Here is an 11,793-nt window from a genome sequence, read left to right as displayed (position 1 = left end):
CGTGGCATAATTCTTTGGGGACCTTCCCGTATCATGTGAGTCTTTAATTGAACAATCAAGTTCAGAAAAATCTGAAATGATTCAACTTTTACTCACAAACGATGGTTTCCGTGCGCTGACTATATCAAACCTTGCATCATCTGCCTATGGGCTAAGCTTATGTTTCTTGTGTAAAGCATAACCTAAGTGATCAGTTTTTAATCAATTTTAGTATTTTTTGGGTCATAGTAACTGTATGAATTCTACGCAACAATGGCAAAACGTCACTTGGTTTGAAGTGGATGAACATCAAGATGGACAACGCATCGATAATTTCCTGTTTAGTCGTCTGAAAGGTGTGCCAAAAAGCCGTATCTATCGTCTGATTCGTGAAGGCCAGGTTCGCGTTAATAAAAAACGCATTAAAGCAGAAACCAAACTCGCAATCGGTGACCAGATTCGCGTTGCGCCGATTCGCTATGAACAAAAAGATGAATCTGCTGCACCTGTTTCTGACAAAGTGGCACAAGGCTTATTGGCCCGTGTGATTTATGAAGATGAAGGTTTGATGGTCGTGAATAAACCTTCCGGGATTGCTGTGCATGGTGGTAGCGGTGTGGCCTATGGCCTGATTGAGGGCTTGCGTGCCGCAACCGGTAAAAAGTATCTGGAACTGATTCACCGGATTGACCGTGATACTTCCGGTCTGGTGATGATTTCCAAAAAGCGTAGCGTGTTGAAAACATTACAAGATATGTTGCGTGAACATAAAATCAAAAAAACCTATGCCGCTGTGGTCAAAGGTAACGTAGCACTTGACCGTCAGTTGATTGATGCGCCTTTACATCGCTATGAGCTGGCCAATGGCGAGCGTCGTGTCTGTGTATCGCCGAAAGAAGGTAAAGAGTCGAAGACGCAGTGGAATGTGCAGGAACGCTTTATGCATGCCACACTGGTCTATGCCTCTCCACTTTCGGGTCGTACCCATCAGATTCGTGTACATGGTCTCAGTATTGGTCATCCGCTGGTGGGCGATGAAAAATATGGTCATGAAACTGGCTATAACGGGCCGAAACCACGCCGTCTTTGCCTGCATGCCATGCGTCTGGAAATTCCGGGTTATGCCATGATTGAAGCACCTTTGCCGGAAGATATGCAGAGTCTGGTGGCACAGTTAAGAGCACAGAAAGCGGATAAGCCGACGGCTCAGTAAAGACTTATTTTTTCTTTTAATAAATTCAATCCACCCTAACCCTCTTTCTTAAAGAGGGGCTAGGGGAGATTTTAGGCATTAAACCTCTCTCTACCCTCTTCTACAAGGAGAGGGTAGAGAGAGGTGGTAAAGCTACCTAACCTTGAATCAAATTTAGGAAACCTTATGAACACACCTGTAAAACTGGTCATTTTCGATTGGGATGGCACTTTATTTGATTCAGTCGGTCAAATTGTGGCGAGTTTACAGTTTGCCGCACAGCAATTTCAGCAGCCCTTAACTGATGAAGACGCGAAAAGCATTATTGGCTTAGGCTTGCCTGAAGTGGCACAGCGTTTATTCCCGAGTGTGCCTGAGTTGCATGCGGAAATTTTACAAAGCTACTCAGAGCATTATGTGGCGAATTCATCAGGGGATTCCTGGTTTGAAGGCGTAGCGCACATGCTCGCAGATTTACAGCAGCAAGGCGTGAAGCTGGCAGTAGCCACAGGGAAAAGCCGTAAAGGTCTGGATCGTGTATTAAAACAGACGAACAGTGAGGAGCTGTTTGTGACTACGCGCGCAGCCAGCGAAACCCGTTCTAAACCTCATCCATTAATGTTGGAAGAAATTCTGGCGGAAACCGGTGTGCAGGCTGAACATGCGATTATGGTCGGTGATACTTCTTATGATCTGGAAATGGCGCAAAATATTGCCATGCCAAGTGTTGGCGTAAGTTATGGCGTGCATGCGCCTGAACTTTTGGCTCAATTTAATCCAGTCTGTATCGTGGATGATGTGGCTGCTTTACATACTGCATTGTTGGCTAAAGTCCAATGGAAACAAGCAGTTTAATCCATTATCTTTGTTGCAGTGAAAAACAAGTATTTCCCCGGTTTGAATTGGCTGGGGAATGCCGCAGATTTAAGCGCTGGTTCTTATCTTTTAGTCTAAAGTCGTAATTGTACTGATTTTATTCGGTCATATTATGGCAGTTATTTTGCTAAATAACGATGTGTTTTAAATAATAAGATTTTGTTTTATTTAGTTTTTCATAAATTATTCTTATAGATAATAGCTATAGCAAAAAATAAAATAACTATTGGCACAAACGCCGTATTTTTCCCATTCTAAAACTGTTTATTCCTATGCTCGCTCTGAGAAAGGTAATCCTGACGGATTATCGGCCTGATCATGTCCATATTTTCTGTCCATCTTAGATCTCAGCATAAGCCTAATTTTTGCAGTTTAAGGAAACATTGATGTCGAATTCTGCTGTTGTTGAATCAGTTGCACAAGCCCTTCGTAGCGCTGAATTATCACAAACTGCGATCGCGCCGATTCGCCCAGAACTGGGTGGTGAAAGTGCTGACGTAGATATTGCCTATGCCGTTCAAGAAGTGAATACCGAGCGCGCTTTGTCTGAAGGTCGCCGTCTGGTAGGCCGTAAAATTGGTTTAACCTCTAAAGTGGTTCAAGCGCAACTCGGCGTAGATCAGCCTGACTTCGGCATGTTGTTTGCTGACATGGCCTATGGCGATGGTGAAGTAATTCCTGCAGGTCTGCTGATTCAACCTAAGGTTGAAGCGGAAATCGCATTGGTAATTAACCAGGATTTGACCAAAGAAAAACATACCTATGCAGACATTATCAGCGCGACTGAGTATGCCCTGCCTGCAGTTGAGGTGGTCGATAGCCGGATCGAAAACTGGAAAATCAGTTTAATTGATACAGTTGCAGATAACGCATCTTCCGCAGCATTCGTTTTAGGTTCTCAACCTGTAAAACTTGAAAACCTTGATCTGGTGAACTGCAAAATGGTCATGACGCGTGGTGACGAAGTTGTGTCTCAAGGTGTGGGTAAAGCATGTCTGGCCAATCCACTCAATGCTGCAGTTTGGCTGGCAGATGAAATGGTACGCCGTGGTCGTCCATTACTTGCAGGCGACATTATCTTAACAGGTGCCTTAGGGCCTATGGTTGTGGCTCAACCAGGCGATGAATTCAAAGTTGAAATTGAAGGCTTCGGTTCTGTTACAGCTGCATTTGCTGCTGAATAATCGAGATTCCAAGAGAGTACATTCATGAAAAAGATTAAATGTGCAATGATCGGTCCAGGTAATATCGGTACTGATTTGCTTTACAAGTTACAACGCAGCGAATGGTTAGAGCCAGTGTGGATGGTGGGGATTGACCCGACCTCTGAAGGTCTGGCACGTGCTGCAAAAATGGGTTTAAAAACCACCGCTGAAGGTGTGGATGGTCTTCTGCCTCACGTGATTGCAGATGATATTAAAATTGCATTCGATGCAACGTCTGCTTATGTACATGCTGAAAACAGCCGCAAGCTCAATGAACTTGGTGTACTGATGATTGACTTGACGCCTGCTGCGATCGGTCCATTCTGCGTACCACCGGTCAACCTGGAAGCATTGCTTGCGGGTGGCGAAGTGCCAAACGTAAACATGGTCACCTGTGGTGGTCAGGCAACGATTCCGATGGTAGCTGCAGTTTCTCGCGTTCAGCCGGTTGAATATGGTGAGATCATCGCAACGGTATCGACTAAATCAGTAGGTCCAGGTACACGTAAAAACATTGATGAATTTACCCGTACCACTGCCGGTGCCATTGAGAAAGTGGGCGGCGCGAAACAGGGTAAAGCGATTATCATCATCAACCCGGCTGAGCCACCACTGATGATGCGTGACACGGTTCACTGTCTGGTAGAAGGTGAACCGGATCAAGCAGCGATCACTGAATCTGTACATGCAATGATTAAAGAAGTTCAAAAATATGTACCGGGTTACAAGCTTGTCAATGGTCCAGTTTTTGATGGCAACCGCGTGTCAATTTACTTAGAAGTTGAAGGGCTTGGTGATTTCCTGCCGAAATATGCGGGTAACCTTGACATCATGACTGCTGCTGCAGCACGTACTGCAGAGATGTTTGCAGAACACGTATTCAATAAAGACGCTTAAGGAGCAACCACATGTCTAAGATTATTGTTCATGATATGACTTTGCGTGATGGTATGCACCCACAGCGCCATCAAACCACTGTTGAGCAAATGATTGCGATTTCAACAGCACTTGATGATGCAGGCGTACCTTTAATTGAAGTCACGCACGGTGACGGCCTTGGCGGTTCATCCGTCAACTACGGTTTTGCTGCTGCGACTGACGAAGAATATTTAACAGCTGTTGTACCACGTATGAAGAATGCAAAAATTTCTGCACTTCTTCTGCCTGGGATCGGTACGGTTGACCATTTGAAAATGGCGCATGAAATTGGTGTTTCTACTATTCGTGTTGCAACGCACTGTACAGAAGCGGATTGCTCAGAACAGCACATCACTGCTGCGCGTAAGTTAGACATGGACACAGTGGGCTTCCTAATGCTTGCTCACATGGCGACTCCTGAAAAACTGCTTGAAGAAGCAAACAAGATGGTGTCTTACGGTGCAAACTGTATCTATGTCACTGACTCAGCAGGCTATATGCTTCCTCAAGATGTCATTGATCGTGTTGGTCATTTACGTCAACACTTGGACCCAAGCATTGAGCTCGGTTTCCACGGTCACCATAACTTGGGTATGGGTGTATCGAATACGGTTGCTGCGGTACAAGCCGGTGCAGTACGTGTTGACTTGGCATCTGCAGGTTTGGGTGCGGGTGCGGGTAATACACCACTTGAGTTGTTCATTGCGGTTGCAAACCGTATGGGCATGGACACTGGCGTTGACTTGTTCAAAGTACAAGACGTTGCTGAAGATCTGGTCATTCCAATGATGCACAACCCGATCCGTGCCGATCGTGATGCAGCAACTTTGGGTTATGCGGGTGTGTATTCTTCATTCCTGCTGTTTGCTAAACGCGCTGAAGCAAAATATGGCGTTTCTGCACGTGAAATCCTGATGGAGCTTGGTCGTCGTGGTACGGTCGGTGGTCAGGAAGACATGATTGAAGATTTAGCATTAACCATGTCTAAAGCGCGTGAGTTACAAGCTTAACTTTTAATCGCTCAGTATTAAAATAAGTTTGATAAAAAAGCATCCAAATTGGGTGCTTTTTTATTTTAAATGAGACTGATTAATATATTAAAACTCTGGGGTGAGATGTTTTAGTGATAATATTGTAGGGCGATTATTTTGGCTTTATATTTTCCTTAAACATAAAAACGATAAATAAAAAATGGCTGCTGAAAGATTTTAAAAAATTTACTCTTATTAATAGAAGAAACAAAAGTTTGAATTAAATATCTGGTCAATTTTTTATTTTAATTAATCGTTTTAAAGTCTAAGCGATTGGTTGCTTGAGGAGAGGTCTGAAATATCGGCCGATGAAAGCAGAAAATCTTAATACTGTGGTCGGATTTTTTATTTAAATCGACTTGCGCATGATGGCGACATAGATTTTATCTGTTAAATGGGGAACTCATGATGCGTCGTCAAAACTTATGGATAGCAATGTTTGCTGCGATAGCAACTTTAGGAACAACTGCAGCGAATGCAGATTTTATTGACGACAGTAATGTGCAATTAAAATTTAAAAACTTCTATCTTGATCGCCAAATCAAAGAAAATCCTGCAGCGAACTGGGGTTCATGGTCGCAAGGGATCACTTTGGATGCGAAGTCAGGTTACCAAGATATTGGTGCTGGCATTCAAGTAGGTGCAGATCTTTTGGTACAACATGCATTCAAATTGAATGCGCGTGATAAAAATCCAGACTGGATTTTGCCGCATGATGGCAAAGAATCAAAAGATAATTTTGGGAAGGTTGGTGCGACATTAAAAGCCAAAGTATCTCAAACTGAATTGAAAGTAGGTGAATTATTACCTGTTTCTCCAGTTTTAGTTTTCGATCCATCACGTCAGTTGTTGACGACTTATAGTGGTGCATGGTTGGAATCAAAAGATGTAAAAGATACTAAGTTAACCTTGGCTTACATCGATGGCATTAATAACCGTTATGACAATCAGTTCCGTGAGTTAACTAAATTTGCGCCACCAGCAAATTATGATACAGGTGCGGAAGCGGATGGTATGTACATTGCGGGTATTGATCACCAATTTACACCTGAGATTGGTGCAAGCTACTGGTATGCCGATGTACAAGATATTTATACCCAGCAATATGTTGGTGCAAACTATAAAACCAAGTTAGGTGAAAAAGCCAAACTTGATAGCCATGTACGTTACTTCGATAACTCAGATTCGGGTGACAAATTATATGGTGAAGTGGATAACCAGGCATTATCGGTAGCTGCAAAAATCAATCATGGTGCACATACGGTAGGCGTGGGTTATCAGCAAATGTTTGGTGACAGTGCATTCCCGACATTGGGAGGCTGGGTGCCACAGCCTTATTTGGCGAACTGGGGAGTCGCAACTTTCACAGCGCCGGAAGAAAAGTCATGGCATGTGTCTTATGGTTATGACTTTTCTGAAGTCGGCTTGAAGGGACTAAATGCAACAGCGATTTATTTCAAAGGCTATGATCAGCAAGGTACCGGAGTATATCAAAGTCAAAACTTCAATACGGATGAAGTGAATGCAATCGTCAATTACACTGTGCCAGAAGGTAAATTAAAAGGTTTAGGCGTACAGGGCATGTATATTGATGTGAATTTTGCAAATCCAGCAAAACCAGACCTTCAGGAATACCGTGTAGCAACCACTTATACCTATAAATTCTAATTCTGCTGCCTTGATCAAGAGCGCTATCCGGTGTAGCGCTGTTTTTCTATCTGCACATAAACTAAATCCTGAAAATAAATAAGGGTTTTGATATTAAAATAACCATATAAAACATAAACTTAAATTATATTTATTTTGTAGTGTGCAATCGTAATTTTGTATCAGTTGACCCGTCTTGAGCGGTTAAGATAAGGATGTAAAAAAGTCATTTTAATGAGTCAACTTGACGTCGAATTCTTGAAAAGAGAGGGACACGCAAGCGAAAGACTGTAAGAGGAAGTAATATGAGCACTGTTCAAATCCCTGACTATCAAACAGATCCGTTCTTTGGCTTGGAAGACAAATGGATTGAAACTGCTGAAGGTGAGTTGACCCATTACCACGAAATTGGTGAAGGTACGCCTATTCTATTTTTACACGGTTCAGGCACAGGTGTATCTGCTGCGGCAAACTGGTGGTTAAACCTGCCACAAATTGGTGAGCAAGCACGTTGTATCGCGATTGATACCATTGGTTATGGCCAAACTGTGGTTGCGCCAAACACTGAATATGGTATTCGTGCCTGGGTAGACCATGCGATCCGTACGCTAGATGCTTTGGGTATCGAAAAAACCTGGTTAGTGGGTAACTCTTTAGGTGGCTGGTTGGCATTCCAGTTGGCACTGGATTATCCAGAGCGCGTTTTGGGTATCGTGTCTATGGGGACAGGCGGTGCGAAACAAACTGCTGCACTCAAAGCGCATGCAAACCCGGTGTTGACTGAAGAAGGCATCAAGAAAACCTTGTCAATGTTTGTGGTAAATAAAGACTTGATCACGGATGAACTGGTTAAAGTTCGCTTTGCTTCTGCTGCAAATGACTATGCATCAAATCGTTTGATGGATGTAGTTGGCGCACGTGACCGTGACCGTTTCGAATTCCCGCTTGATTTCGAAAAAATGAAAGATATTACTGTGCCAGTGTTATTGATTCATGGTACGCAAGACGTGGTCATTCCAGTATCACGTACTTGGGACATCCTGAATGTGGTTCCAAATGCTGATGCGCACATCTTCAGCCAATGTGGTCACTGGTCTCAAGTTGAGAAAGCAGACGAATTCAATACTGTGATCAAAAACTATCTTGCTGTTCACGGCGTAAAATAATTTTACCGTGTTTTAAAAAGGGATGGCTTCGGTCATCCTTTTTTTGTGGGCAAAATATTGAACAGAATGTATTTAAGTGCATATGATTCTCATTTGTATAGGTTGATGTAAAAATCTAATTATTTTTAGCAAGTTATTAAATTTAAGCCGAGAAAAAACTGACTTAACTTTTATTAGACTTAAGTTGTAAATGAAGGGAGTTTAGGGTGAAAAACAGGCAGTATTAGCCTAGATCAGGCGACCAATTAAGGAGCTACAGATTGATCCTTTATCAAAAAATAGAATTTAAAATAAATTTTTTAGCAAAAAATGATAAAACAAAAAAGCACATGCTACTCAAAAGTTGAATGGCATATGCTTGATCGGGGATGGAGCGGGATTAGTCCTGTTCGTCGCGGTTAATGTCCAGATAAAACACCCGAGTTAATAGCTCAAGGAATTTGGTTACCGCATAGGATTTGTTGTTTTTGTGGTAACTGACATACAGATCCAGATATGGCAGTTCCACGTCCAGAGGGCGAATTACGGTATTGTCCATAGTCAGCGGTACAATATAGCCCGGTAATATGGTGCAGCCCAAGCCGATACCAATCGAGTTGATATTGAACAGGATATTATCCGCTTTCTGTACGATGTTGAGCTCAACATTATTGGCTTTGGCAAAGTCCAGAATGGCATGATGCAAAGTATGTGACTGCTCTGCTGATGGAATAATAAAATCAATACCATTCAATGCTTTAACTGGAATTCTCTCGTATTTTGCCAGAGGGTGATCTTTAGGTAATATAAAAATCAAAGGCTCACGAATTACAAACTGGCTTTCAATTTCATCACTATTGAAGTTATGACGGGTAAAAGTCAGATCCAGATCACCTTTTTTCAACAGACGCATTTGTTCATTATTGTTCAGGCTGAGCAATTCAATTTTTAAATCCGGATTTTGCACACGCAGATTTGGCAAGATATACGGGAAGATTTTCATCTCGGCCACCGGAACAAAACCAATCCGTAGCATTTGCTGCTTGGCTTGTGACACCTGACGTGCCATGGCAACGGCCTTGTCTGCTTGTGCCAGGGTCAGGCGCGCCTGTTCCAGAAATACGGCACCTTCTTCGGTCAGCTCCACTTTACGTTTGGTTCGGTTGAGTAGCTTGACGCCGACATCTTCTTCCAGGTCTTTGATTTGCTGGCTAAGTGAGGGTTGAGCCGTATAAAGTTTAAGTGCTGCCTTACTAAAGTTCAGTTCTTCAGCAACGGTGATAAAGTAGCGAAGGTGTCGTAATTCCATGTCATCAGCCCGAAGAGTAATCCAAAAAATGTCTTACTATAATTTCATAGAAGTATAATCTATAAACAACTATGTCGTGAAGGTTATTTTGATATTTAGAAAGTAAATACTCTTGAGATATTTATTAATGTTTTAATATCAGAACAAGCACGTGGAATAATTGCTTAAAGCTATTAATTGAAACAAAAAAAATATTTCCCCAAAATCAATCCAAAATCCATTATCCATTCGAATTGAGTCTATTTACTTTGTGCCTTGATGGGTCACAGGAGAGCTTTTCATGAGTGGAAAAATTGATGTGCGTGAAATCGACGCTTTAGTCGATGCACAAAATGGGCGTATCACTCCATCTATCTATACAGATCCAGATATTTACGAATTAGAACTTGAACGCGTTTTTGGCCGTACTTGGTTGTTCCTTTGTCATGAAAGCCAGATTCCAAAGGCGGGTGACTTCTTCAATACCTATATGGGTGAAGATCCGATCATCGTGGCACGTCAAAAAGATGGCTCAATCAAAGCATTCTTAAACCAGTGCCGTCACCGCTCTATGCGTGTGAGTTTCGCAGACTGTGGTAATACCCGTGCATTCACTTGCCCATACCACGGCTGGTCTTATGGCATTGACGGTTCTTTAAAAGACATTCCGCTTGAAGAACGTGCTTACCCACAAGGTGCATGTAAAGAGCAATGGGGCTTGGTCGAAGTGAATCGTGTCAAGTCTTACAAAGGTCTGGTATTCGCTTGTTGGGATGAAACCACACCTGATCTTGAAGAATACATGGGCGATATCGCCTGGTATCTAGATGGTGTACTTGACCGTCGTCCAGGTGGTACAGAAATTATCGGTGGTGTACACAAATGGGAAATCGAGTGTAACTGGAAATTTGCAGCGGAACAGTTTGCATCTGACCAGTATCATGCCTTGTTCTCTCATGCATCTGCGATCCAAGTCCTTGGCGCAAAACCAGATGATGAAGCATCGAAAAAACTTGGTGCTGCACAAACGGCTCGTCCAGTCTGGGAAACGGCTAAAGATGCACTTCAGTACGGTTCACGTGGTCACGGTTCAGGCTTCTTCTTTACAGAAAAACCAGATGCAAACGTATGGGTCGACGGTGAAGTAGCCAACTACTTCCGCGAAACTTATGAAGAAGTAAAAGAGCGTTTAGGTGAAGTCCGTGCCCTGCGTCTTGCAGGTCATAACACCATGTTCCCGACCTTGTCTTGGTTGAACGGTACGGCAACGCTTCGTGTATGGCACCCACGTGGTCCAAACAAAACTGAAGTATGGGCATTCTGTATTGCGGATGCTGAAGCATCGCAAGAAGTCAAAGAAGCATTTGAACGTTCTGCAACGCGTGCTTTCGGTCCTGCTGGTTTCCTAGAGCAAGATGACTCTGAAAACTGGATCGAAATCCAAAAAGTTTTACGTGGTTATAAAGCCCGTCAAAACAAACTCATTATGGAAATGGGTAAAGGCAACGAGAAAATCCGTGAAGACGGTATTCCGGGGATCACCAACTATATTTTCTCTGAAACTGCAGCACGTGGCATGTACCGCCGCTGGGCAGATTTATTGATCCATGAAAAATGGGAAGACGTTGAAGCAGCAGCTGACGCATACGAGAAGGAGCTTATGAAATGAGTCAAGTGAGTTTAGAACTTCATCATCAAATCAGTCAGTTCCTGTATCGCGAAGCAAAATTGCTGGACGACTGGAAATTCCGCGATTGGTTGGATACCTTGGCTGAAGATATTTCTTATACGCTACGTACCACACCAAACGCGCAAACCCGTGACCGTCGCCGTTCAGTTGAGCCACCGACGACTTGGGTATTCAACGATACCAAAGACCTTTTAGAGCGTCGTGTCGCACGTCTTGAAACCGGTATGGCTTGGGCTGAAGAGCCTCCATCACGTACCACTCACATGGTGAGCAACGTGATCGTAGAGCCAGCTGAAGTTGAAGGCGAATACGACGTATATGTAACCTATTTGCTATATCGTACGCAAAAAGAGAAAGACATTGTCATTTACTGCGGTAAACGCCATGACAAGATCCGTAAAGTTGAAGACGGCCTCGGCTTCCAGATCTTCAACCGTAAGATCATGCTGGATCAAGCGACCTATAGCTCACATAACCTGAGTGTATTCTTCTAATGAATAAGATTTTTGTTTGCCAAGTTGACGAATTAGACGAAGGCGAAGCGCTAAAAGTAGATTGCGGCGTGAATGGTATTGATGCATTGGCAGTATTCAATAACGGTGGTGAGTTCTTCGCAATGAACGACCGCTGTTCACACGGCAATGCGTCTATGTCTGAAGGTTATCTGGAAGACGACGGTACAGTGGAATGTCCACTTCATGCTGCACGTTTCTGTTTGAAAACAGGTGAGGCACTTTGCTTGCCAGCAACTGATCCAATTCAAACATTCCCGGTAGTGGTTGAAGACGGCGCATTATATGTAGAGATGGCAGGAGAGTAATC

11 protein-coding genes are annotated in these 11,793 nt (G+C 43.2%); 10 read left to right on the top strand and 1 reads right to left on the bottom strand.

Annotated elements, in window-relative coordinates; genetic code table 11:
• Positions 1-235: 235 nt before the first annotated feature.
• From LOZ91_RS09700 to LOZ91_RS09670, 7 genes are all read left to right on the top strand, one after another.
• The gene (locus tag LOZ91_RS09700) at positions 236-1,192 is read left to right on the top strand and encodes an RluA family pseudouridine synthase (protein WP_100329293.1); all 957 of its coding nucleotides are present in this window, start codon (positions 236-238) and stop codon (positions 1,190-1,192) included.
• Between the two features lie 165 nt (positions 1,193-1,357).
• On the top strand, positions 1,358-2,026 hold the full coding sequence (locus LOZ91_RS09695) for an HAD-IA family hydrolase (RefSeq protein WP_244783100.1): 669 nt from the start codon (positions 1,358-1,360) through the stop codon (positions 2,024-2,026).
• A gap of 407 nt (positions 2,027-2,433) precedes the next feature.
• Complete coding sequence (locus LOZ91_RS09690; RefSeq protein WP_005095421.1) at positions 2,434-3,231, top strand: fumarylacetoacetate hydrolase family protein; 798 nt, start codon at positions 2,434-2,436, stop codon at positions 3,229-3,231.
• Positions 3,232-3,255: 24 nt separating this feature from the next.
• Complete coding sequence (locus LOZ91_RS09685; RefSeq protein ID WP_004278526.1) at positions 3,256-4,149, top strand: acetaldehyde dehydrogenase (acetylating); 894 nt, start codon at positions 3,256-3,258, stop codon at positions 4,147-4,149.
• 11 nt (positions 4,150-4,160) lie between these two features.
• Positions 4,161-5,180: a 4-hydroxy-2-oxovalerate aldolase gene (dmpG, locus tag LOZ91_RS09680; RefSeq protein ID WP_004278525.1), complete on the top strand. Its 1,020-nt coding sequence runs from the start codon at positions 4,161-4,163 to the stop codon at positions 5,178-5,180.
• 429 nt (positions 5,181-5,609) lie between these two features.
• Positions 5,610-6,869 (top strand): OprD family outer membrane porin, encoded by a 1,260-nt coding sequence (locus LOZ91_RS09675; RefSeq protein ID WP_244783126.1) that lies wholly within the window; start codon positions 5,610-5,612, stop codon positions 6,867-6,869.
• 284 nt (positions 6,870-7,153) lie between these two features.
• Complete coding sequence (locus LOZ91_RS09670; protein ID WP_005095425.1) at positions 7,154-8,014, top strand: alpha/beta hydrolase; 861 nt, start codon at positions 7,154-7,156, stop codon at positions 8,012-8,014.
• A 379-nt stretch (positions 8,015-8,393) separates the two neighbouring features.
• On the opposite strand, the gene hcaR is transcribed toward LOZ91_RS09670, so the two are convergent.
• The gene (hcaR, locus tag LOZ91_RS09665; protein ID WP_005172878.1) at positions 8,394-9,302 is read right to left on the bottom strand and encodes a DNA-binding transcriptional regulator HcaR; all 909 of its coding nucleotides are present in this window, start codon (positions 9,300-9,302) and stop codon (positions 8,394-8,396) included.
• 280 nt (positions 9,303-9,582) lie between these two features.
• Here hcaR and hcaE point away from each other — a divergent pair, with 280 nt between their 5' ends.
• From hcaE to hcaC, 3 genes are read left to right on the top strand one after another with little or no spacing between them, the layout of a single operon-like run.
• Entirely contained in the window at positions 9,583-10,950 is a 1,368-nt protein-coding gene (gene hcaE / locus LOZ91_RS09660) for a 3-phenylpropionate/cinnamic acid dioxygenase subunit alpha (protein ID WP_005095430.1), read from the top strand.
• Positions 10,947-11,465, top strand: coding sequence for a 3-phenylpropionate/cinnamic acid dioxygenase subunit beta (gene hcaF / locus LOZ91_RS09655; RefSeq protein ID WP_159516200.1), 519 nt, complete (start codon positions 10,947-10,949; stop codon positions 11,463-11,465). Before hcaE ends, hcaF begins: the two co-directional genes overlap by 4 nt.
• Positions 11,465-11,791 (top strand): 3-phenylpropionate/cinnamic acid dioxygenase ferredoxin subunit, encoded by a 327-nt coding sequence (gene hcaC, locus LOZ91_RS09650; RefSeq protein WP_005095433.1) that lies wholly within the window; start codon positions 11,465-11,467, stop codon positions 11,789-11,791. Before hcaF ends, hcaC begins: the two co-directional genes overlap by 1 nt.
• The last annotated feature ends 2 nt before the right edge of the window (positions 11,792-11,793 follow it).

This window comes from Acinetobacter sp. F-1, from assembly GCF_022869025.1.
Taxonomy (GTDB): Bacteria; Pseudomonadota; Gammaproteobacteria; order Pseudomonadales; family Moraxellaceae; genus Acinetobacter; species Acinetobacter pseudolwoffii.
This window is presented reverse-complemented; position numbering and strand designations above follow the sequence as displayed.

Excerpts from the sequence above, each read along its gene's own strand:
- dmpG (WP_004278525.1), top strand. The coding sequence starts at position 4,161 with ATGTCTAAGATTATTGTTCATGATATGACTTTGCGTGATGGTATGCAC.
- LOZ91_RS09695 (WP_244783100.1), top strand. The coding sequence starts at position 1,358 with ATGAACACACCTGTAAAACTGGTCATTTTCGATTGGGATGGCACTTTA.
- LOZ91_RS09685 (WP_004278526.1), top strand. The coding sequence starts at position 3,256 with ATGAAAAAGATTAAATGTGCAATGATCGGTCCAGGTAATATCGGTACT.
- hcaF (WP_159516200.1), top strand. The coding sequence starts at position 10,947 with ATGAGTCAAGTGAGTTTAGAACTTCATCATCAAATCAGTCAGTTCCTG.
- hcaC (WP_005095433.1), top strand. The coding sequence starts at position 11,465 with ATGAATAAGATTTTTGTTTGCCAAGTTGACGAATTAGACGAAGGCGAA.
- LOZ91_RS09670 (WP_005095425.1), top strand. The coding sequence starts at position 7,154 with ATGAGCACTGTTCAAATCCCTGACTATCAAACAGATCCGTTCTTTGGC.
- LOZ91_RS09675 (WP_244783126.1), top strand. The coding sequence starts at position 5,610 with ATGCGTCGTCAAAACTTATGGATAGCAATGTTTGCTGCGATAGCAACT.
- LOZ91_RS09690 (WP_005095421.1), top strand. The coding sequence starts at position 2,434 with ATGTCGAATTCTGCTGTTGTTGAATCAGTTGCACAAGCCCTTCGTAGC.
- LOZ91_RS09700 (WP_100329293.1), top strand. The coding sequence starts at position 236 with ATGAATTCTACGCAACAATGGCAAAACGTCACTTGGTTTGAAGTGGAT.
- hcaE (WP_005095430.1), top strand. The coding sequence starts at position 9,583 with ATGAGTGGAAAAATTGATGTGCGTGAAATCGACGCTTTAGTCGATGCA.
- hcaR (WP_005172878.1), bottom strand. The coding sequence starts at position 9,302 with ATGGAATTACGACACCTTCGCTACTTTATCACCGTTGCTGAAGAACTG.